The sequence below is a fragment of the Muricauda brasiliensis genome (assembly GCF_003057865.1).
GTDB lineage: Bacteria > Bacteroidota > Bacteroidia > Flavobacteriales > Flavobacteriaceae > Flagellimonas > Flagellimonas chongwuensis.
In genome coordinates this window covers 552,337-575,360 of the sequence record NZ_QBTW01000011.1, presented here as the reverse complement: position 1 = coordinate 575,360, position 23,024 = coordinate 552,337, and the positions used below count along the sequence as shown (strand labels likewise).

Genomic DNA, 23,024 nt, shown 5'->3' with positions numbered 1-23,024 from the left:
TAAACCTTAAGTTCTAAATCAAATTTTTAACCTTCTTCTATAAAAAACCTAACCAAAAAATAGAAGAGTAATCATACACATCATCATGTTCAAGTATATTAAAAATGACTTGCCTGCCAGTATAGTGGTCTTTTTTGTGGCACTCCCCCTTTGTTTGGGTATTGCTTTGGCCAGTGGCGCCCCGTTGTTCTCGGGACTTATTGCAGGTATTGTAGGCGGAATCGTCGTAGGGGCACTTAGTGGCTCACAAATTGGGGTAAGTGGTCCTGCTGCAGGACTTGCAGCTATAGTACTTACCGCTATTGGAACACTTGGCGGATATCAAAATTTTTTAGTGGCCGTGGTATTGGGCGGTATCATCCAACTTGTTTTCGGACTTTTGAAAGCAGGTATCATTGCCTATTATTTTCCATCATCTGTAATTAAAGGAATGCTTACAGGTATAGGTATCATAATAATCTTAAAACAAATCCCCCACTTTTTCGGCTATGATGCCGATCCAGAAGGCGACTGGGCATTTTTTCAGGTGGACGGTGAAAACACCTTTAGTGAGATCATCAACTCCATCAACTATATAAGTCCAGGGGCGACCTTAATCGCTGTAATTGGATTGGCCATCCTCTTATTATGGAGTACGGTATTGACAAAAAAATCAAAGATATTTGAATTGATTCAAGGGCCCGTTGTAGCAGTTGTGGCCGGTATCGTTTATTTTACTATTACCCAAGGAGACTCCACTTGGGGAATTTCTGCCGAGCATTTGGTAAAGGTTCCCGTGCCAGATAGCTTCGAGTCTTTTATGGGGTTTTTTAGTTTCCCCAACTTTTCCGCTATTTCCAACACGGATGTTTGGGTAACGGCCTTTACCATAGCCCTTGTTGCCAGTTTGGAGACCTTGCTTTGTGTAGAAGCTACGGACAAGTTAGATCCCGAAAAACGGACCACGCCAACAAATCGCGAGCTTATGGCTCAAGGAGTTGGTAACACCCTTTCCGGACTTATCGGCGGTCTCCCCGTTACACAAGTAATTGTTCGTAGCTCCGCAAACATTCAATCTGGTGGAAAAACAAAAGCGTCCGCAATCATTCACGGGTTTTTCCTATTGGGATCGGTAATTTTGATACCCAAGCTACTCAATATGATACCTTTGTCCGTTTTGGCGGCAATCCTATTTGTGGTGGGCTATAAACTTGCCAAACCAAGCCTTTTCAAGACAATGTACCAAGCAGGATGGAAACAGTTTATCCCTTTTGTGGTAACAGTTGTAGGAATCGTTTTTACCGATCTTTTGGTCGGAATTAGTTTGGGCCTAGGTGTTGGTATCGTCGTAGTCTTGATAAAAAGTTATCAAAACTCCCACTTTTTGCATATTGAGGACAGTGGTAACGGGTCCCATAAAATAAAGATGACCTTGGCGGAAGAAGTTACCTTTTTTAACAAAGGTGCCATTTTGAAAGAACTGGACAGTATTCCAGAAAATTCTTACCTAACTTTGGATGTTAGAAAAACACGTTATCTTGACAATGATATCGTAGAAATTCTAGAAGATTTTTCAAGCAAGGCGAAGAACAGAAACATTGATATTAAAATTATTTCGGAAAGAGGTGAAATCGAAAACCCTGAAAGCTATATCGAGTTTTTTAATCTAAGACCTAAAAAAACAGCATAAAAAAATAGAAATGAAAGCACATACAAAAGAAACACAAGCGACCATGTCGCCCAAAAAAGCTATTCAGTTTTTGAAGGAGGGCAATGAGCGTTTCCAACGAAATTTAAAGGCGAACAGAAACCTTTTGGAACAGGTAAACGATACCAAGGACGGCCAGTTTCCCTTTGCCACTATATTAAGCTGTATAGACTCTAGGGTGTCTGCGGAATTGGTTTTTGACCAAGGACTTGGTGATATTTTCAGCGTTAGGATTGCGGGAAACTTCATCAACCAAGACATTTTGGGGAGTATGGAGTTTGGATGCAAACTGGCAGGAACAAAGGCCATTGTGGTATTGGGCCATACCAGTTGCGGTGCGGTAAAAGGTGCCTGTGACCATGCCAGAATGGGCAATTTAACCAGTTTGATCAATAAAATTGAGCCTGCGGTTTATGCGGTAAAAGAGCCAAAAGATGAGGAACTCAGAAATTCGAAAAATCTGGATTTTGTGGATGCCGTTGCCATGAAAAATGTGGAGATGGCCTTGGAAAATATCAGAAACCAAAGTGTCATCTTAAAAGAAATGGAAGAAAAAGGTGAAATTGCCATAGTGGGTGCCATGTACGACATCTCCGATGGAAAGGTTACTTTTCTTTAATCCAATAACACTTCAAATATACAAGCCGATGGTTCCATCGGCTTTTTTTATGGAGGATATTTGGAGATGCTCGTAGCATTGCTGTATTTTACCACTTCTCTATTTAATTATAACATGATTCCAATAAAATTTCCTAATGATTCTGGACCCATCTATTTGGAAACTCTGGAAGGAAGGCTTCCCGTGGAACCTTTCAATACCTTTAGCAACCTAATCTTTTTGGTCTTGATCATGTATTGGGGCTTCAAAGTATATAAAAACCCGTCGCGACACCGATTTTTAGCTTGGGTACTTCCTGTTATTGGAATCAGTTATATAGGAGGAACCATCTATCATGCTACCCGAAGCCACGAATTTTGGCTTCGTTTGGATTGGATGCCGATAATGTTTCTTTGTGCCGCATTGGTGGTCTATTTTATTTTCAAGCTCGTTAAACCTTGGTGGCAAAGGCTTCTATGGATCATAATACTGCTTGGCGCTTCTTTTTTATTACGGATTCTTCGCCTGCCATCTGGGTTGAGAATTTCTTTGGGATACATCATTACAGCTACAACCATATTGGTACCCATCATCTGGTATTTGATTAAGACCAAAGGGAAAAATTTGGGCTTGGTGGTAACCGCCTTCATCATTTTTGGGGTTGCGATTTTCTTTCGGAGCATAGATCTACATCAAAACTTCTTTCCTATGGGGACCCATTGGCTTTGGCATCTTTTGGGTGGTATTGCAGTTCATTTTTTAATTACCTACATATTCAAGGACAATTTGCTAAATTTGTCCGCCAATAGCCAAAGTAGTCATGATTGATACCATAAAGGAACATATTGCCGAAGTTGAAAAGTTCACTTCGACATCCAAAGAAGAAATAGAGGCTTTCCGAATCAAATATTTGGGGAAAAAAGGTCTATTGAACGGTTTCTTTGCCGAATTCAAAAATGTTCCCAACGAGCAGAAAAAGGAGTTTGGACAAGTAATCAATCAATTAAAAACCACGGCTACTGAAAAAGTCAATGCGTTAAAGGATGCATTAGAGAGCCAAGCAGAATCCGCCGGAAAATATGGTGATTTGACCCGTCCCGGTGAGCCGGTCGAAATAGGGGCTCGACACCCTATCAGTATTGTTAAGAACCAAATCATCGATATTTTTTCTAGAATTGGTTTTAATGTTTCTGAAGGACCAGAGGTTGAAGATGACTGGCACAATTTTACAGCTTTGAATTTGCCCGAGTATCATCCGGCAAGGGATATGCAGGATACCTTTTTTATTCAAACCGACCCAGATATATTGCTACGTACCCACACCTCATCGGTTCAGGTACGATATATGGAGGCCAATAAACCGCCCATTAGAACCATTTCTCCCGGACGTGTGTACAGGAACGAGGCCATTTCCGCCCGCTCGCATTGCTTTTTTCATCAGGTAGAGGGATTGTACGTAGATAAAAACGTGTCCTTTGCGGATTTGAAGCAGACTTTGCAATATTTTACTTCGGAAATGTTCGGTAAGTCTAAAATAAGACTGCGTCCATCCTACTTTCCCTTCACAGAGCCAAGTGCCGAAGTTGATGTGTACTGGGGACTTGAAACTGAAACCGATTACCGTATGACCAAAGGCACCGGATGGTTGGAAATTATGGGCTGTGGCATGGTGGATCCTAACGTTCTAAAGAATTGTGGAATAGACCCTGAAGTATATTCGGGGTTTGCTTTTGGTATGGGAATAGACCGTATTGCTTTACTGCTTCACCAAATTTCCGATATTCGATTGCTCAGCGAAAATGATGTCCGCTTTTTGGAACAGTTCAAAAGCGCACTGTAAACCCAAGTCATGAAAAAGGATATTGAAATTCCTGTAGCCAAGGATGTCCACGTTGTGGTCATCAGGGAGTGGAACGATGAATTTCTATCCAAAGAATGGAACGTGTACCTGATCAATAACCGGTCGGATGCCATTGAAATGACCATTGTAGTTTCCAAAGGTTTTGACGGAGACAAGAAAACATCCACCATGCGTCACGGTATTGGGATCGTGGAAGCAAAGTCCTTCAAAAAAATTGAGTTTCTACAAGAAGAGTTGCTAGCCCTCAATAATGAGTTCTTTGTTACCTTTTTTGCCGAGAACAAACTCTTTGAAAAAAGATTCCTGTTTCCCAAAAACTCCATAACGGAAAACAGTCTTACCCCCATTCCCATTATAGAAAAAGATGGGATTCTTCCTGAAGGTTGATTTATCAAATAAAATCAAGATTTAACTTTTAACAAACATTTAGGTTCATTTAGTTCGGTTGGTTCCGAACCAATTGTAAATTTGCGCCTTCAAAATCCATTTTATGGAAAAATCGAAGGAAGAAATTGTAGAAACTATTGGTCTCCACTTAGAAGAGGAACATAATCTACCTCCTTTAGCCGCTCGAATTTATGCCGTCTTAATTTTAACCGATAAGGACGGGCTTACATTTGATAGTTGTTTGGACAGGCTCAATGCCAGTAAAAGCTCTATATCGACATCTCTCAATCTTTTAGTGAATATGGGGCTCTTATCCTATTTCACAAAGCCCGGTGATCGAAAGCGGTATTTTAAAACTGCGAAGAAGAAAACTTTCTTTTTATCCAAACTTCAGGAAAATTTAAAACGTATTGAACGTGAGAAGCACATTATCACTTTGGTAATGGGTTATCACGAAAAATACTGTCCTAAAAAATTTGAAGAAGGACAGATTCGTACCAGAGTATATCTGGACTACGTAAACGAATCCGAAAAAACCTTGAAAAAATCAATCAAGAAACTCGAATCAATTTTAAATGAGTAGTCACTCCAACAACCAAAAAAGTAGCAAAGTAATTTCGTACATGAAAACAATCAAATCAATCTTAGCATCATCAAGTGTACTTTTATTCATAGCCTGTGGGGGTAAAAATCAGCAACAACAGGCCCCTGCACAGCAAGCACCGTCGCTAAAAGTAAGCACTTTGGAAAAGCAGGATATAACGCTTTTCGATTCCTATTCCACAAATATCCAAGGTGTCCAAAACGTTGAGATCTGGCCGAAAGTCTCTGGTTTTGTTCAGCATATTTATGTAGAAGAAGGCCAAAAAGTAACCAAGGGCCAGTTATTGTTCAAATTGGAGACACAAACTTTGTCACAAGACGCAGAAGCGGCAAAAGCTGCCGTAAATGTCGCTCAGGTTGAAGTGGACAAATTGGTTCCATTGGTAGAGAAGAACATTATCAGCGAGGTACAACTGGAAACGGCAAAAGCCCAATTGCAACAAGCAAAAAGCAATTATAGCAGTATTACCGCAAACATTGGCTATTCCAATATTGTTAGCCCTGTAAACGGTTACATTGGCGAAATACCCTATAAAGTTGGTGCCTTGGTAAGTAGTACCATGGGAAATCCATTGACTGTGGTGTCCGATATCAGTGGCATACGCGCCTATTTCTCCATGAATGAAAAACAGCTCCTAAAAATGAAGAGCCAAATGACAGGCAATGGGTCTACAGCTTCTTCGGAAAACGCACCAGAAGTTGAATTGGAGATGATCAATGGCGAGACATACCCTCAGAAAGGGAAAATTGCGATGGTGAACAATATCATCAACCCAACTACCGGAAGCGTGACGTTAAGGGCCGATTTTGACAATCCGAACCTCTTGTTGAGTTCGGGTAGTACAGGTACCATAAAAGTTCCTTCCACTTATGAGGATGTATTTGTTATCCCTCAATTTGCCACTGTTGATCTTCAGGGCACCAAAATGGTGTACATAGTGAACGATGATAATACGGTAAAAACGGTTCCATTGACCATTACGGCGCAGACCAATAAAGAGTTCATCGTGAAAGATGGATTGGAAAATGGAAGTACCATCGTTACCGAGGGCGTATCCAAACTTAAAGATGGTCAGACCATCAATCCTGTAAAACAATAATCACCATCAATCATATAGAACAAGATATTTATGTTCCAAAAATTTATAGATAGACCTGTACTCTCTACGGTAATATCCGTTATCATAGTGATATTGGGTATCCTTGGTCTTACGACTTTGCCCGTAGAACAATATCCAGAGATTGCTCCACCGACCGTTCAGGTTACCGCCAACTATACCGGTGCGAACGCCGAAACGGTACTTAAGAGTGTCGTTATTCCGCTGGAAGAGCAAATAAATGGTGTGGAGGGAATGACCTACATGACTTCATCCGCGAGTAACGACGGTGCTGCCAACATCAGTGTGTTCTTTGAACTTGGTGTTGACCCGGATATTGCCGCGGTAAACGTACAGAACCGTGTGGCAAGGGCAAATAGCTTATTGCCGCAAGAGGTAATCAATACCGGTGTTACCACCCAGAAAGCACAGAACAGTGCCTTGTTGTTCTTCTCTATTTTTTCTGAAAATGAGGACTACGACGCCACTTTTGTGGAAAACTACGCCAAGATCAACTTGGTCCCCCAATTGCAAAGGATCAAAGGTGTAGGTAACGTAAACGTATTCGGTTCCAAGGATTATTCCATGCGTATCTGGATTTCTCCTGATAAAATGGCCGCTTATAACTTGGTGCCGGCTGATATCCAAGCTGCTTTAAGGGAACAAAACACCGAAGCTGCTACGGGGAAAATCGGAGAAAATGCCGATGGTATTTTTGAATATGTGATGAAGTACAAAGGGCGATTGTCCGATGTCGCCGAGTATGAAAACATCATTCTTAGAACCACGGATGATGGCGGATTCCTTCGTTTAAAAGATGTAGCCGAAATTGAGCTGGGCGCATTGAGCTATGTTAGAAAAAACTCTGGTATGGGAAACCCCGGTGTTGCCGTGGGGGTTTACCAAACCTCTGGTTCCAATGCAAAGGAGATCATCGACGAGATCGAGAACATCCTGGAAACTTCCAAAGCGGATTTTCCAAAGGGGATGGATTATGTAATCCCGTTTAACTCCAAAGATTTCTTGGATGCATCCATAGATCACGTGGTCCAGACCTTGATAGAGGCGTTTATTCTCGTATTTATTGTGGTATTCCTGTTTCTCCAAGACTTTAGGTCCACATTGATTCCGGCCATTGCGGTTCCCGTGGCCATTGTGGGTACGTTCTTCTTCCTGCAATTATTCGGATATTCCATCAATATGTTGACCCTTTTCGCCATGATCTTGGCAATCGGTATTGTGGTGGATGATGCTATTGTTGTAGTTGAAGCAGTACACGCCAAACTTGAAGAAGGGGCCGATTCGGCCAAAACGGCGACCAAAAGTGCGATGAGCGAAATATCCGGGGCCATTATCTCCATAACGTTGGTAATGTCCGCGGTATTTATCCCCGTGTCCTTTATTCAAGGATCTTCGGGTGTATTCTACCAACAGTTCGGTATCACCTTGGCGGTGGCCATCTTAATATCGGCCATCAACGCCTTAACCTTGAGTCCGGCATTGGCAGCCTTGTTCTTAAAGCCGCATGACCATGAAAAGGGTAAAAAATCCAATTTCTTGAACAGGTTTTTTAACGCCTTCAACGTTGGGTTCACGGCAATGACCAATAAATATACCAATTCCATAGGGACATTGGTGAAACGTAAATGGGTAACTCTTGCTCTTTTAGTGGGCTTTAGTATTTTGGCCATCTTCTTGTTTCGATCAACACCATCCGGTTTCGTTCCCGATGAAGACCGTGGAATGATCTTTGCCAATGTGAGCATGCCTCCTGGAACAACAATAGAAAAGACAGAAGAAACTATCATGAAATTGGACTCCATTTACGAGTCCATGGACGTGATCGATGCACGGATGAGCGTCGCCGGTTTCAGTTTGTTGAACCGCGTGAGTGCAGGTTCGTATGCATTCTCCATTATGAAGTTGAAAGATTGGAGCGAAAGGGGTGCAGATTCACTATCGGTAAACGCCACCATGCAACGTTTGTATGCTACTACGGCAGGTTTCAATGATGCTCAAATCATCTATTTTACACCTCCGAGTATACAAGGTTTCGGTACAAGTTCCGGATTCGAGGTACAGTTGCAGAGTAAGACCGGCGAAGATTGGAACTCCATCAACGATGTGAAAAATCAGTTTTTGGGCGCCCTTAACGCTAGGCCCGAAGTGCAATATGCGATATCCCAGTTCGACCCAGGTTTCCCACAGTTCGATTTGGATATCGATATGGAAAAAGTGAAAATGGCCGGGCTTACCGCTACCGATATTTTCAACGCGTTACAAGGCTATTTTGGTGGAATCTATGCTACTGACTTTAACCGGTTTGGTAAGCAATATCGTGTAATGATACAGGCCAAACCGGAAGATAGGGCCAATGAAAATTCGTTAAATCACATTTTTGTGAGAAACGGCAATGGTGAATCGGTTGCAGTAAGTCAATTTGTGGATCTTAAAAAAATATATGGTCCAGAAGTGGTACAGCGATTCAACTTGTTGAGTTCTGTGAGCATTACAGGTGTTCCAAATCCAGGTTACAGTACCGGTGATGCCATTGCGGCCATCGAGGAGGTTGCCGCCCAGGTACTTCCGAATTCATATACCTACGATTATTCTGGATTGACAAGGGAAGAGAGCAATGCGGGTTCGCAGACCATCATCATCTTTATCTTGAGTTTGATATTCGTCTATTTCCTGTTGAGTGCTCAATATGAAAGTTACATTTTACCACTTTCCATATTATTATCGTTGCCATTTGGTATTGCGGGAGCTATTCTGTTCATAAATCTGGCCGGGTTGCAAAACAACATCTACTTCCAGATTGCATTGATCATGTTGATAGGTCTCTTGGCCAAAAACGCAATTCTGATCGTGGAATTTGCACTTCAACGTAGAAAAGCAGGTCTATCATTGTTCGATGCCGCTGCGGATGGGGCACGAGCAAGACTCCGTCCCATTTTAATGACATCTTTCGCTTTTATTTTTGGTCTATTGCCTTTGGCACTTTCATCGGGAATCGGAGCCATCGGAAACCAATCTATTGGTGTGAGTGCCGTAGGAGGAATGTTAGTGGGAACCATTTTGGGTGTGTTTATCATACCTGTGCTCTTTGTGGTGTTCCAAGCACTTCAGGAAAGAATATCAGGTAAACCGGAAGAACTTCAAAATGCAGAAAATGCCTAATTATCCTTTGATCAAACAAAGTATATCAACCATGAAAATAAAATCAACATATAAATTGATCTTGGTACTTTCGACACCACTATTGTTACAATCGTGTTTTGTCGCCAAAAATTACTCAAGACCAGAGGTGGAGACCGAAAATCTCTATCGAACAGATAATCTGCCACAGGACAGTATTTCCATGGCGGATGTATCTTGGAGGGACCTGTTCAACGATGAACAATTGAGGTCATATATAGAACAAGGTCTCGAAAACAACATCGATATTAGAATAGCCCTACAGAACGTAGTAGCTGCAGAAGCCTACGTAAAACAGGGTAAGGCTGGATATTACCCTACCCTTTCCGGAACGGCCAGCTTTACAAGGACCAAAAACTCAGCAAACAGTCAGTTTGGTAGCTTTTTCACCAGTGCGCTGGAACAATATGAACTTTCTGGAGCCCTATCATGGGAAGCTGATGTTTGGGGAAAAATAAGGAGCAATAAAAGAGCTTTTGGCGCATCCTATTTACAGAGTGTATCGGCACATCAAGCTGTCAAGACAAATTTAATCGCCAATATTGCTGCCACCTACTACCAGTTGATGGCATTGGACAAACAGTTGGAAGTTGCCAAGCAAACCTTGGAGGCCAGAAAAAATAGTTTGGAGACCACAGTAGCGTTAAAAGATGCCGGGCAGGTGACCGAGGTGGCCGTAAAGCAGACCGAGGCACAGGTACATACCACCGAAATTATTGTAATAGACCTTGAGAACAACATCAAACTGCTCGAAAACGCCTTTAGTATCCTGCTGGGCGAGGCGCCGCAAAAAATCCAACGTGGCAAATTGGACGACCAAAGCATTGAAAATGAGTTGAGTACAGGCGTTCCTTATTTACTTCTTGCAAACCGGCCAGATGTAATGCAGGCAGAATATGGCCTAATCAATGCTTTTGAATTGACCAACGTTGCCAAAAGTAGTCTATATCCGTCATTGAGCTTATCGGCGACCGGTGGCTTTCAGAGCCTCGAATTTGACAACTGGTTAGATGCCAGCTCACTCTTTTCGACTTTGGTCGGCTCGCTGACCCAACCTATTTTCAATGGCAGACGATTAAGAACGCAAATGGAAGTAGCCAAGGCACAGCAGGAACAGGCACTGTTAAATTACAAACAAGCTTTGCTCACCGCTGGCAGAGAGGTTAGCGATGCCCTCTACACCTATGAAGCAGAAACCGAAAAATTGGAGGCACGCTCCAAGGAACTCGATGCATACGCCACAGCGGAGGATTATTCCGAAGAACTGCTGAACAATGGTCTGGCCAATTATTTGGAAGTATTGACCGCACGTCAAAATGCATTGAACTCCGAGCTTAACTTGGTAGACTCACAATATTTACGATTGAGTGCCATTGTGGAACTGTACAGGGCTCTAGGAGGGGGCTGGAAATAAAATTTTTTGCTCTGTGGGGGATAAAAAGAACATATTGGTCTATGCCATCAAGAACTTCACCAAATTTGGAAGCAAGCGCTTCTCCATGGATGAACTGGCCAAAAGCCTTGGTATTTCAAAAAAGACCCTTTACAAGCATTTTAACAGCAAAGAAAAACTGGTCAAGGAGAGTCTTCAATATTACTTGGATAATATTAGGGCCAATGTAGATAATTATATACTTGAAAACCCTAATGAAGAAAAGCCACTTACCACAATAATCTTTATATACAAGCAAGGGTTGATCACATTTCAGGAGATCAACCCTGCTTTTTTATACGGGCTCCATAAATACTATCCGGAGGCCTATGAAATATATTCCCAGTTAAAAAAAGATATTGTTTGGGATATTGTTTGCCCGCTATTACAAAAAGCACAACGATTGGGACAAGTAAGAAAAAATGTAAACGTCCAATTGGTCTGTACACTTTTTTTGTCCCGGATGGAAGAGACCGTCTATTCAAAACCAAATTTATTTGATGAATACAGCATTCATGAATTGTTGGAGCACATTATTATCAACAATCTAAGGGGCATACTTACGTTGGAATATCTGCAAAAAAGCCCCCTTCAGTAGTCTTCAGACTGTCAAATCCTTAAATAACACTTCAGAATTTTAACATATTCGTTCTCAAATAGCTGATTTTTACGTTTTTAGCATTGATTTTAACAACATCATCGTCTAATTTTAAATTCTTCTAAAAACTAAAAACCAATGGGAACTACAACTAACATCAACAGACGTGATTGGATAAGAAAAAGTATGCTCACTGCCGGCGGGGCAATGGCACTGCCCTATATTGGATTGGCAGAGACACCAAAGGCACCTTTGACCCTCGATGCAGAGGGCAACGCAATCTACAGTCCTTTCTTTAAAGAATATTTACCAAAACCCGAAGCGGCCCTTCCAGAACTTGCGGCCAAATTGAATGCCAACGAAAATCCATACGGGCCTTCCCCAATGGCTTTGGAGGCGTTCAAGAATTCAGCTTCTGGCGGTAACCGATATGCTTGGAAAGAATTGTATCAACTTGTAGATAAGATTGCCGATTTTGAAGGAGTAGAGAGCAAAAACATTATGATGGGTCCTGGCTCCTCCGACCTTTTGGAGAAAACGGCCATGGTTTTCTTTATGAACGGAGGCAATGTGGTCTCCGCCGACCCGGCTTATATGTCTCTTATTCGTGTTGCTGAATCTGTTGGAGCTACGTGGAAACCAGTCCCATTGAAAGACGATTGGTCGCACGACCTTGATGCAATGGAGGCAGCCATTGATGATGAAACAAAATTGGTTTACATCTGTAATCCGAACAACCCTACCGGTTCCATGACAGACCATGATAAATTGGTTGATTTCTGTTCAAGAGTATCTGAAAAGGTGCCCGTATTTGTTGATGAAGCCTACCTATGGTTCTTGGAGGACGGAGCTAAAAAAAGTATGGTATCCTTGGTAAACCAAGGTAAAGATGTAATCATCGCCAGAACTTTCTCCAAAATACACGGTATGGCCGGTTTACGTGTGGGCTATGCTGTTGCCTTGGAAGAAACTCTCGCCAGAATACAAAAAATTACCCGTGGTGGTATGGGCATTTCACTTCCATCAGTTTACGCCGCTATGGCTGCGATGGACGATGACGCATTTATAGAGAAGTCCCGTAGCCTTAATGCCGAATGTAGGGAATATGTGTACAAGAGTTTAGATCAGTTGGGCATTACCTCTTATGTTCCTTCCTCTACCAGTTTTATCATTTTCCCGATTGAAATGGAAGGACAAGCATTCTTGGAACAAATGACAGAGTTGAAGGTGGGTGTTCGTGCTTTCCAATTTATGGACCAAAATTGGTGCCGTGTAAGTATGGGAACCATGGACGAAATGAAAACGTTTACCGCCGCACTCAATAAAGTGTTGGTATAGTGGATATAGGCATTCAAAAAACCATTGTATTTCTTTTTTTCATCTTCATTGGAGTACTGCTCAAAGTAAAGTTTAAATCCAAAGAAGAGATTTCTGGAATAAAAAAAATAATTCTGAACCTTGCCCTTCCAGCGACCATTTTTATTGCGTTGTTGGGGGTTAAGGTCGAGTTACATCTATTAATATTGCCTTTATTGGCCCTTGGGCTTAACCTATTGTTGTTTTTTTCCATGCCCGTTATTTTGCCTCTTATGGGAATTGGAAAAGGGACCTCGGAGTATAGAACCGCCAAATTGTTGGTGCCTTCCTTGGCGCCCGGATTATCCTCTTTCCCATTTATCTTGGAGTTTTTGGGGGATGAATATTTGGCCAAGGCAGCCATGTCCGACCTTGGAAATAAGGTTTTTGTACTCTTTTTTCTCTACTTAGTTGCGATGAATTGGCACTACAGCCTTCAGTCCAATCAGAAAAAGAACGGAGGAACAAAGCTAAAACCATTGATCAAGGCCATGATCTCGGAGCCCGTTAACGTATTTATCACAGCGGCGCTTGTTTTGTTGGCATTTGGGCTGCACATGGACTCCCTTCCGTTCTTTCTAAGTGAAACATTGGAAAAGCTGAGTTTGATCATGACGCCATTGGTATTGCTTTTTATAGGTCTCGCCGTAAAAATCAAAAGAAAACAGTTCTTCCAGATTTTTTCCTTGCTCTGTACACGTGCAGGTTTAGTTTTGTTGATTTCAGGAGTATTTGTGATGGTGGCAGGTATCGAGGCCCGCAACGAAATATTGTTGACCCTGGCCTTTGGACTTAGCGCTTGTAGTTTTTGGCCCTATGCCCACATAGCCGCCGTGGATAGCATGGAAATGGACAAAAAGTCGAAAAGAAGAACATTTAGTGGCGATTTTGGAGTGGCAATTCTAGCATTGTCGTTCCCACTTTCAACAATGCTCATATTGGCAACCTTGAACAGTGGTTCGTTCTTTGTGAATCCCGTCAATATTTTTATGGTCGCCGTTGCTCTTTTAGGCATTGGTTTTATCATTCCCCTGTGCAGTGGTATCAGTAAAAAAAAGTGGTCGGAGCAAAAATTGATTGACCACGAAATAAGTTCGACCGCCACAGAAAAAGCTGCTTAGTCATTTTAGCATATTTTTCTTTCTAATTCCCTATTTTTAAGGAAACCAGGAAATTATGAGACAACTGTTCATCACTGTTCTTTCCATTCTTTTAATTGGGACCCTATCAGCTCAGCAATCCAACGTAAAAGTCGACCAAGACCGTCTTGAAAAGAGAATTTTCGACCTTGCAGAATTCGGTCTTCAAACCAATGGTGAAACGGAACGTGTTGCATTTAGTGATGCGGATATCGAAGCTAGAAATTGGGTAATTAAAACGCTCGAAGATTTTGGAATGGTGGTGAAGGTCGATGCTGCCGGAAATATTATCGGAACTAGAAAAGGGAGTGAAGCATCCTTTAAACCAATTGCTTTTGGCTCTCATATTGATAGGGTACCCAACGGAGGAAATTATGACGGTTGCGTGGGATCTATGGCTGCTTTGGAAGTTATCGAAACCTTGAACGAGCATAACATTTCTACCAAACATCCCCTTGAAGTCATTATTTTCCCAAACGAAGAGGGCGGCGTTATGGGAAGCAGGGCCATGGCCGGAAATTTGGGCAAATCCGCACTTGGCGTAGTGAACTCCACAGGCTATTCCATGGGAGAGGGCATTATGAGAATTGGTGGTGACACCACAAAGCTCATGGAAGCAAAACGTGAAAAGGGCAGTTTGGCGGCTTTCTTGGAACTTCATATTGAGCAAGGGGGCAAACTTGAAAAAGAAAACCTGGATATTGGTGTGGTAGAGGGCATTGTAGGACTTAACTGGTGGGACGTTGTATTTACCGGCTTTGCCAACCACGCAGGTACCACGCCCATGAACGCGAGACAGGATGCCCTGCTTGCAGCTGCCAAATATATTGTTGCGGTAAACGAGATTACCAATAGCTTCGAGGGAACTCAAGTAGGTACAGTAGGACGAATCAAAGCGGAGCCTGGAGCACCCAATGTAATACCGGGAAAGGTGACCGCCAGTCTTGAAATCCGTGACCTCTCTTTGGAAGTGATTCAAAAAGTATATCAGGCCATCAAGAAAAAAACCGAACAGATTGCTAAGGAATCCAATGTTACCGTTGAGTTTTTACCGTTGGACACCACAGCAGAACCGGCCCTGACTGATACCGCTATCCAAAACGAAATAGAATCCTCCGCAAAGGCCTTGGGACTTAGCTACAAATATATGCCCAGTGGTGCCGGACATGATGCGCAGGATATATCCAGATTTGCTCCTGTGGGAATGATTTTCGTTCCCAGCAAAGGAGGCATCAGTCATTCACCCAAAGAGTTTACATCAGCCGAAGATATGGCCAATGGAGCCAATGTGCTCTTGCAAACTATTATGGCTTTGGATAAAAAATTGGATTGATTTTACTTTACTGTGGTCGAGGTTATTCCTCTCACAGCATTTGCGATCAATCCGATACTCAACCAATAGGTACTCAAAATCAATGGTCCGGAGAAGTAAAAAGGGGTCTTGAATTTGGAAATTGCCAATAGTGCATCAGAAAGCATAAAAAATAATACGGCCATAGCCATAAGAGCATGTGCGTTGTTCCTTTCCCTCACGTACAGGCCAACTCCTTGCCATGCCATAAACGTGATTATCAACACATAAATGGAAACAGGTAGCAACAAATCTCCCAAACCCGGTCTTAACCAAAGGAAAAGAACTCCGGCAATACCGAAAAGTACCAGAAAAGCAATCCAGTTTTTGTAAAATCCCATGTATTGGATAAATGATACGGAGAATAAAATATGGGCCACTAAAAATGCCACAAGTCCAAATAAAAAATATGCATCAAATAGCAACAGAACATCGCCCAACAAACAAAACACCAAACCAACGATAACCAATCTTCCAAATGTAACATGGCCATTCTTTGGCGCAAAAAATGGTAAGGCAATTACCAAAATCGTAGTCAATGGCTTGAAGAACATAAAAAGTGCTCTGTCATTGTAAAATCCAAAATAAATGGCCAAACATGCGGAAACCAATATAAAGATATTGATGAGTTGCCTTGTTCTGTTAGATTTGGCTACCATTCTTTATACGGTTTTATACTCAATTGCGAATTGTAATATTGCACTTGGCCGGTGACTTCTTGGCCCAGCCAGTCCGGTCTTTCAAAACGTTCATCTTCATGTGAGAGCTCCACCTCTGCCAAGATAAGTCCTTTGTTCTCGCCCAAAAACTCATCCACCTCAAACGTATGCTTGCCCAACGGCACTTCAAAACGGACTTTTTCGAGTATACCGGCTTCACACAGGTCGATAAGATTAGCTGCCTCTGCAACCGAAATTTCGGTCTCCCATTCAAAGCGCGTGGTCCCCGATTCGTTACTGGCGCCTTTTACTGTTAAAAAGCCCTTTTCTCCCCTGATCCTGACCCTAACGGTCCTTTCCGGGTCCGTATTCAGGAATCCCTGTACAATTCGGGCCTGTGATGTGGCCTGCTCTTTGAAGGTCTCCGACTTGACCAAAAATTTTCGTTCTATTTCCAAATGTTCCATCAAACTAAATATACCCTAAATTTGAAAATGGACTTTGATTTTCCCTTAAGAAAAATAATTCATGTGGATATGGATGCCTTTTACGCGTCCGTGGAACAGCATGATAACCCGGAATTAAAAGGGAAGCCCATTGCCGTAGGTGGTGGTTCCAAGCGTGGGGTAGTATCCGCAGCAAGTTACGAAGCACGGAAATTTGGTGTTCGAAGTGCCATGGCAGGAAGTATTGCAGCAAGAAATTGTCCCGAGCTCATATTCGTAAAACCCCGCTTTGACCGTTATAAAGAGGTTTCGAACCAAATTAGGAGCATCTTTTTTGAATATACCGATTTGGTAGAACCCCTTTCCTTGGACGAGGCCTATCTTGATGTCACCGAAAATAAAAAAGGGAATCCCTCTGCTACCTTGATTGCTAAGGAAATCCGTCAAAAAATCTTTGAAAAAACCGGGTTGACGGCCTCGGCAGGAATTTCCATTAACAAGTTTATCGCCAAAGTGGCCAGCGATTACAACAAACCCAACGGACAGAAAACCGTAAACCCCGAAGAGGTAATAGAGTTTTTGGAAAACCTGGACATTCGGAAGTTTTATGGCGTGGGCAAGGTGACCGCAGAAAAAATGTACCGCTTGGGAATATTCACGGGCAAGGACCTTAAAGAAAAGTCAGCGGATTTCCTTGATCAGCATTTTGGGAAAAGTGGCGGTCATTATTTTAATGTGGTAAGGGGAATCCATCTCAGTGCCGTAAAGCCGCACCGTATTCCGAAATCCGTTGGTGCGGAACGGACGTTTTTTGAAAACCTGAGCAGTGAAATCTTCATGCTGGAAAAGTTGGAGAACATTGCCAGTGAACTGGAAAGAAGGCTCCAAAAATCAAAAATTGCCGGGAAAACGGTCACTTTGAAAATCAAGTACAGCGATTTTACCCTACAGACCCGCAGCAAGACGCTTCCCTATTTTATTGCCAGTAAGGATTTGATATTGGAAACCGCCAAGGAGCTTTTGTACCAATCCACTTTGGAAAATTCGGTTCGATTGCTGGGTATTTCCTTGGCCAACCTTAACACGGAAAAAGAGAAAAAGACCGAAGAAAAAGAATCGGTGCTCGTTCAGCTCAAATTTGATTTTTAAAAGAAAAGCCCCCCTTTCGGGAGGCTATCCTATTTAATTCTTGATATCCGTTTCCGTAGGTTTTACTGCTGGTTTTTTAGGGTTCCCATCCGCATCGATCTCAACAATATTATCAAAACCAAGCGCATCCAGTTTGTCGATGATCTCGGCACGATCTCCCACCATAAACCAGTTCACTTTTCCAGGCTTCACTACATCATTGCTCACCTTTCTAATATCATCCACAGAAAGATTCCTTACGTTCTGATCGTATTTTTGATAGTAATCATCTGGTAGATCATACCGAATCAAACTTCTTACTGAACTGTTTACCGAACTATTGGTTTCCCATTGCCCGGGAAGCTTCAGTACCTGATTGGTCTTTACCTTTTCCAACTCTTCACTGGTTGCAGGCCTTGTAGAGGTAAATTCGGATATTTCCTTTCTAATTTCGGTCACGGATTCTGCTGTTTTATCCGTCTGTACCGGTGCATAAACAATAAAAGGACGTTCTTCTTTGGAACCCAGCACAAATCCGCCAGCTCCATAAGACCAGTGTTTGTCTTCCCTCAAATTCATATTGATTCTAGAAGTAAAATCTCCACCGAGGATATTCACCATTTGCTCCAGTGCTATCTCATTGACCCCTCCGTACTTTTCGGTCAAGTGCCCTGCCAAAATCACGGATTGTTGGGATTCTGGTCGGTTCATTAAATACAGCGTATTACTGGAGCCGGTCTTGGGCTGATTGAAAGCGATGGTAGGAACATCGCCTTTTTTCCATTTGCCCAACGTCTTTTCCAATTTGGATTTCAATTCACTCATTTCCACATCCCCTGTTACTATCAATGTGGAATTGTTCGGCTTGAACCAGGTGTTATAAAAATTAACTACATCGTCCCTTGTCAAGTTCGAGACCGAGTCTTCATATCCTGTACCTGTATAAGGACTACTGTAGGGATGGTCCTCTCCATAAAGATATTTGTTCATCACCCGCAAGGCCATGGTGATGGGCTGTGATTTCTCCTGTTTTATATTATTGATTTGCTCCTTTTGTAATCTTTCAAACTCCTTTTGAGGAAATACCGGGTTGAGTAAAACGTCCATAAACAAATCCAGACTGGCATCCAAACTTGGCTTTAGGGTACTCATATATACATTGGACTCATCTTGGCTGGAGAAAGTACTCAAAGAGGCTCCCAAGAGCTGTAATTGCTCGTTTATTTCCAAAGAGGTCTTGTCCTTTGTTCCCTCATCCATTAAGTTCATGGCCAAATTTGCCGTACCGGGGCTGGACAAATAATCGGTTTTGTAACCGGCATCGGCCACCAAATTGATGATTACCGTGGGCACCCCCTTACGCTGCGCCAACACCACGTTAAGTCCGTTGGATAATTGCATACGCTGCAGCTCTGGGAATTTTGAACTTTTTGGCGCTCCGAGCTCTGGCAATTTGCTTCTGTCCACCGAAGATTCTACGATATCATATTCAGGAAATGGTCGGCAGATTAAAATATGTTTCCCTTTTGTCAGCCATTTTTCCGCTGTTTTCCTAAGGTCTTCGGCCGTTGCATCTTCAACATATTTTAATTGTGTTTTGTAGTATGATGCATCGCCATGGTAGGTTTGATTGGAAGCCAAAATATCGGATACCCCTCCAAATCCACCGATTCGTTCCAAGCCTTTAATGAAATTAGCAAAGTAATTGGCCTTTACCCTTTTCAGTTCTTCTTCGGTAGGTCCTTCCTTGATAAATCTCTCGATTTCGGCCTCGAGCTCTTTTTCCAATTTTGCAGCATCCTCTCCTTGCTTCACATTTAACCAAGTGATAAACTGACTTGCTATTTCGCTTGATGATTGAAAAGAGACCGCGGCACTGGCCGATTGGTCTTGATAGATGAATTTTTGATACAACCTGGAGTTTTTTCCACTCGTCAAGATGGCGGAGATCAAATCAAAGTGAAGGTCTTCCCTTGATCCAAACGGAGGTGTGTTCCAAGCGAACAATACTCTGGTCTCCGGAACACGGTCTTGATATTCTTGACGGGAGTCGTAAATCTTATTGGGTATGTTCACCTCTTGTCGCTCTACCGTAGGGCCTGAGGGTATATCCCCAAAATATTTAATCACTTTTTGATGCACTTCTTCGGCATCAATGTCCCCTGCTACGGCGACCACCGCATTAGCAGCACCATAATAGGACTTAAACCATTCCTGTACATCTTCTAAAGAGGCGGCGTTCAAATCTTCCATTTCTCCGATTACGGTCCATGAATATGGATGTCCTTTTGGATACATGGCCTTGGTCAGATAATCCCATTGCATCCCATAAGGTTGGTTTTCGCCTTGCCTTTTTTCATTTTGAACAACCCCACGTTGCTCATCCAGTTTTTCTTGGTCAATCGCTCCCAATAAATGTCCCATTCTGTCAGATTCCAAGAACAACACTTGATCTAAAGCAGAAACGGGCACATTTTGGAAGTAGTTGGTTCGGTCCGTATTGGTTGTTCCGTTCAGGTCGGTACCCCCAATACTCTCCAATGCTTGGAAATAATCGGTGTTGTAATTCTCACTTCCGTTGAACATCAAATGTTCGAACAAATGGGCAAATCCACTTTTACCGGGTTTCTCGTTTTTAGACCCTACGTGGTACCAAACATTCACCGCAGCGATTGGTGCTTTGTGATCTTCATGGACCAAAAGCGTGAGTCCATTTTTTAAAGTGTAGGTTTTGTAATCGATGTCGATGTCATCGGCTTTGAATTGAAATCCTTGCCCAAAACTCATTAAACAGGAAAGAAGGCCTACAAATGAGGCCAGAAGTAATTTTTTCATTTCTGTTGTTTTTAGTTATTTGATTGATAAATTATGATACACAATATAGGAAAATGTTTACAATGAACACTATGCTAGACTGTTAGCATTCATCTTAAAAACTAAAGAATGTAATATTTCTTTGTTTAAACCAGAATAATAGTTGATAGTTGGGGCTCGAGTTACATATTTTCTTTTAATTTGTAGTACCATCGACCACCATTAACTACATTTTACTCATTTATGCAACGAAACGAATTGCACGAGCACATTATATCTTCAGCGGGAGACCTTTTCTATTCGCAGGGATATAATTCAACGGGGGTCAACGAAATCATTACCAAATGTGACATAGCAAAAGCTACGCTATATAGTCATTTTAAATCCAAAGAAGATATTTGCATTGCCTATCTTAATCAGCGACACAGTGCGTTTATTAAGAATCTCAAAGGTTATGTGAACGATAGACCAAAAGGGAAAAATCAGCTATTGGCCATATTTGACCTACTGCGGGATATGTACCTCGAGGAAAATTTTCAGGGCTGTTGGGGACTCAAGACGCTTGGCGAGCTTTCTCCTGACCAAACTACCATTCTTAGTGTAATTCAACAGCAGAAGAAAGAATTGCTCCTGTATTTGGGCGAGGTGGTTGGCGATAACATTTCCAATTTGTCCAAAGCAGAAACGGAAAAAATTTCGGGCGGACTCTACCTTTTGTATGAAAGTGCAGTTACCGAGAGCCATCTGTTCAAAAACGACTGGCCTATTTTTATGTCCAAAAGTATCGCGCCATCTCTTTTTATGGACGCAGAGCTGGTATAAAAAAGCCCCTCCAAAATGAGGGGCTTTTTTAACAAGGGATTCACTTAGATTAAGCTTTAACTCCTTCCAATGGTTGTGCCTCTGGGAAATCCACAGGAACTTTTGTTGTTCTATGGATATAGTTTGTGATTGTTTTATCCCCTACTAAAACTATGGTGTCGATCAAATTTTCCTTGGTCCACCCAGCGGCAAAAAAATCAGCCAGAACTTGCTGGTCTGTTGCTCCCCTATTTTCGGTAATGTTCTTGGCCAAACGTGCCAGCGCATCCAGTTTGCTATCAAAAGAAGCTTTTCCAGCTCTTAACTCTAGGATCTGCTCATCTGTAAAACCGTTCATCTTGCCAATAGCCGTGTGTGCGGACAAACAGTAAATACAGTTGTTTACTTGGCTTACGGCCAAATTCACCACTTCTTTTTCCTTGGCCTTCAATGAGGTTTTCGCATTGGAAAGGGCTAAATAATTGCCCAGCGCATTTTCGGAGTGTGCATAGGTGGCGAAAAGGTTGGGAACAAATCCCAGCGTTTTTTCCAGATTGTCAAAAATGGCCTGATTGGCCGTGCTTACTTCTTCTCTTTTAGGTACATTGATTGTGCTCATAATTGAATTTTTAATATGAATTATTTTTAAATGATTAATACGTCTGTACAAAGGGTTGTTCCGCATCACAATAGAAATCGTGATGATACTTTTGCTCACAGTGTTCCGCAACAGTAGCTGTTTTTACTTCGGTTTTCTGTGACGTTCTAAAAATCTCAATGAGATTAAAAATTGATCTTTCTGTGGATTTCATCTTATATCTGTTTTTTTTATTACAGGGCAAAGATGCTCCGAAAAAGAGGGTGGGTGTTAGGAAGGATTTCCCGATGGCTTGACCAAATTTCCTTTAGGCCATCAAAAAGAGGTTTTCACGGTATTCTGATGGGCTCATTTGTGTCATCTTCTTAAAAAAACGGCTAAAATGTGCGGGGTCGGTGAACCCAAGCTCAAACGCAATTTCCTGATTTTGTTTATCGGTAAAATTGATGAGTCGTTTGGCCTCCAATGCGATTCGTTCCAGAATAATTTGTTGTGGCGACTTTTGATTGTAAATGGCAAAAAGATTGGATAGTGTTTTGGGGGATTTGTGCAACAATTCAGCATAATCGCTCACCTTCCTCTTGGTTTTGAAGTTTAGGTCCACTAACACATTGAATTTTCGGATGGTTTCGACTTGATCGTTCCCCAATGCTTTGACCATGAGCTGTTCTTTTGCCAATCGCGTGCTCATTATAATCATTCTTTTTAGTAGCATTTGGAGCATATCGCCCTGAATATTATCGGGAGTGGAAAACTCCTCAATGAAAATACCGTGCAGCAAATTAAACTTGTTCAACTGTTCTTTTGGAATAGTGATGATAGGGATATCCTGTGTTCCAAAAAACAAAATCCCATTACAGGAAACCTCGCTGTCATGATCGAATATACAGTAAAACTCCCTGTTAAAAAGTATGGCTGTAAGGGGCAATTGCATTTTGGAATAGGAAACGTGTTGTAAATATGTAACGGTAATAATCTGATTGGGCAAAAGTTCCAAATCCATTCCATCTATTTGAACCGTCAGGGGGCAATCGTTCCGGTTCCATAAAAATTTAATGGTTTTTGAGGTTGTGGAGAATCGTTCCTCATCATTTTTGATATCATCCGAAAATCCTAAAATGGCTCCTAACTTGGAATCCTTGTATTCGTATCTCATTGGGAAGATTGTTCCGTTACAGAACGATTAGTCCTTCTATTTCGCTCATACTTACAGCCCAAAAGAATTAAAATCAAACAAAAAAGCGCGCATCCAAAGATGCGCGCTTTTTATA

21 protein-coding genes are annotated in these 23,024 nt (G+C 42.0%); 15 read left to right on the top strand and 6 right to left on the bottom strand.

The features are described from left to right. Positions 1-85 precede the first annotated feature (85 nt). The 13 genes from DCK90_RS08495 (at position 86) to DCK90_RS08435 (ending at position 15,289) form a co-directional block, all read left to right on the top strand. Entirely contained in the window at positions 86-1,669 is a 1,584-nt protein-coding gene (locus DCK90_RS08495; protein ID WP_108245747.1) for a SulP family inorganic anion transporter, read from the top strand. A gap of 10 nt (positions 1,670-1,679) precedes the next feature. After that, entirely contained in the window at positions 1,680-2,306 is a 627-nt protein-coding gene (locus DCK90_RS08490) for a carbonic anhydrase family protein (protein ID WP_108245746.1), read from the top strand. Positions 2,307-2,420: 114 nt separating this feature from the next. Continuing rightward, complete coding sequence (locus tag DCK90_RS08485) at positions 2,421-3,113, top strand: hypothetical protein (protein ID WP_108245945.1); 693 nt, start codon at positions 2,421-2,423, stop codon at positions 3,111-3,113. Continuing rightward, entirely contained in the window at positions 3,106-4,125 is a 1,020-nt protein-coding gene (gene pheS, locus DCK90_RS08480; RefSeq protein ID WP_108245745.1) for a phenylalanine--tRNA ligase subunit alpha, read from the top strand. Before DCK90_RS08485 ends, pheS begins: the two co-directional genes overlap by 8 nt. A gap of 9 nt (positions 4,126-4,134) precedes the next feature. Continuing rightward, positions 4,135-4,533 carry a hypothetical protein gene (locus tag DCK90_RS08475; protein WP_108245744.1) on the top strand — a complete coding sequence of 133 codons (399 nt, stop codon included), beginning with the start codon at positions 4,135-4,137 and terminating at the stop codon, positions 4,531-4,533. Positions 4,534-4,636: 103 nt separating this feature from the next. Further along, complete coding sequence (locus DCK90_RS08470; protein ID WP_108245743.1) at positions 4,637-5,116, top strand: GbsR/MarR family transcriptional regulator; 480 nt, start codon at positions 4,637-4,639, stop codon at positions 5,114-5,116. 40 nt (positions 5,117-5,156) lie between these two features. After that, on the top strand, positions 5,157-6,236 hold the full coding sequence (locus DCK90_RS08465) for an efflux RND transporter periplasmic adaptor subunit (protein ID WP_234414679.1): 1,080 nt from the start codon (positions 5,157-5,159) through the stop codon (positions 6,234-6,236). A 30-nt stretch (positions 6,237-6,266) separates the two neighbouring features. Beyond that, on the top strand, positions 6,267-9,413 hold the full coding sequence (locus DCK90_RS08460) for an efflux RND transporter permease subunit (RefSeq protein WP_108245741.1): 3,147 nt from the start codon (positions 6,267-6,269) through the stop codon (positions 9,411-9,413). Positions 9,414-9,444: 31 nt separating this feature from the next. Then, complete coding sequence (locus DCK90_RS08455; RefSeq protein WP_108245740.1) at positions 9,445-10,845, top strand: efflux transporter outer membrane subunit; 1,401 nt, start codon at positions 9,445-9,447, stop codon at positions 10,843-10,845. A 13-nt stretch (positions 10,846-10,858) separates the two neighbouring features. Beyond that, complete coding sequence (locus DCK90_RS08450; protein ID WP_159075795.1) at positions 10,859-11,461, top strand: TetR/AcrR family transcriptional regulator; 603 nt, start codon at positions 10,859-10,861, stop codon at positions 11,459-11,461. Positions 11,462-11,599: 138 nt separating this feature from the next. After that, positions 11,600-12,799 (top strand): pyridoxal phosphate-dependent aminotransferase, encoded by a 1,200-nt coding sequence (locus DCK90_RS08445; RefSeq protein ID WP_108245738.1) that lies wholly within the window; start codon positions 11,600-11,602, stop codon positions 12,797-12,799. Further along, positions 12,799-13,938, top strand: coding sequence for an AEC family transporter (locus DCK90_RS08440; RefSeq protein WP_108245737.1), 1,140 nt, complete (start codon positions 12,799-12,801; stop codon positions 13,936-13,938). The genes DCK90_RS08445 and DCK90_RS08440 overlap by 1 nt, the downstream gene beginning before the upstream one ends. A gap of 55 nt (positions 13,939-13,993) precedes the next feature. Continuing rightward, positions 13,994-15,289, top strand: a complete 1,296-nt coding sequence (locus DCK90_RS08435) for a Zn-dependent hydrolase (RefSeq protein ID WP_108245736.1) — start codon at positions 13,994-13,996, stop codon at positions 15,287-15,289. 2 nt (positions 15,290-15,291) lie between these two features. On the opposite strand, the gene DCK90_RS08430 is transcribed toward DCK90_RS08435, so the two are convergent. Both DCK90_RS08430 and DCK90_RS08425 read right to left on the bottom strand, forming a co-directional pair. Continuing rightward, on the bottom strand, positions 15,292-15,966 hold the full coding sequence (locus DCK90_RS08430; RefSeq protein WP_108245735.1) for a lysoplasmalogenase: 675 nt from the start codon (positions 15,964-15,966) through the stop codon (positions 15,292-15,294). Further along, on the bottom strand, positions 15,960-16,433 hold the full coding sequence (locus tag DCK90_RS08425) for a CYTH domain-containing protein (RefSeq protein ID WP_108245734.1): 474 nt from the start codon (positions 16,431-16,433) through the stop codon (positions 15,960-15,962). Before DCK90_RS08425 ends, DCK90_RS08430 begins: the two co-directional genes overlap by 7 nt. Positions 16,434-16,460: 27 nt before the next feature. Between DCK90_RS08425 and dinB the strand changes: the two genes are divergently transcribed. Continuing rightward, positions 16,461-17,561 carry a DNA polymerase IV gene (gene dinB, locus DCK90_RS08420; RefSeq protein ID WP_108245944.1) on the top strand — a complete coding sequence of 367 codons (1,101 nt, stop codon included), beginning with the start codon at positions 16,461-16,463 and terminating at the stop codon, positions 17,559-17,561. Between the two features lie 33 nt (positions 17,562-17,594). Here the strand turns inward: dinB and DCK90_RS08415 are convergent, their stop codons facing one another. Next, on the bottom strand, positions 17,595-20,375 hold the full coding sequence (locus tag DCK90_RS08415; protein ID WP_108245733.1) for a M16 family metallopeptidase: 2,781 nt from the start codon (positions 20,373-20,375) through the stop codon (positions 17,595-17,597). A 222-nt stretch (positions 20,376-20,597) separates the two neighbouring features. On the opposite strand from DCK90_RS08415, the gene DCK90_RS08410 reads away from it, so the two are divergent. Further along, positions 20,598-21,176: a TetR/AcrR family transcriptional regulator gene (locus DCK90_RS08410; protein WP_108245732.1), complete on the top strand. Its 579-nt coding sequence runs from the start codon at positions 20,598-20,600 to the stop codon at positions 21,174-21,176. Positions 21,177-21,225: 49 nt separating this feature from the next. Here DCK90_RS08410 and DCK90_RS08405 read toward each other — a convergent pair whose 3' ends face one another. From DCK90_RS08405 to DCK90_RS08400, 3 genes are all read right to left on the bottom strand, one after another. Beyond that, positions 21,226-21,774 carry a carboxymuconolactone decarboxylase family protein gene (locus DCK90_RS08405; protein ID WP_108245731.1) on the bottom strand — a complete coding sequence of 183 codons (549 nt, stop codon included), beginning with the start codon at positions 21,772-21,774 and terminating at the stop codon, positions 21,226-21,228. A 34-nt stretch (positions 21,775-21,808) separates the two neighbouring features. After that, the gene (locus DCK90_RS16980) at positions 21,809-21,967 is read right to left on the bottom strand and encodes a hypothetical protein (RefSeq protein ID WP_159075794.1); all 159 of its coding nucleotides are present in this window, start codon (positions 21,965-21,967) and stop codon (positions 21,809-21,811) included. A gap of 93 nt (positions 21,968-22,060) precedes the next feature. Further along, positions 22,061-22,909 carry a helix-turn-helix domain-containing protein gene (locus DCK90_RS08400; RefSeq protein WP_108245730.1) on the bottom strand — a complete coding sequence of 283 codons (849 nt, stop codon included), beginning with the start codon at positions 22,907-22,909 and terminating at the stop codon, positions 22,061-22,063. Positions 22,910-23,024: the final 115 nt, after the last annotated feature.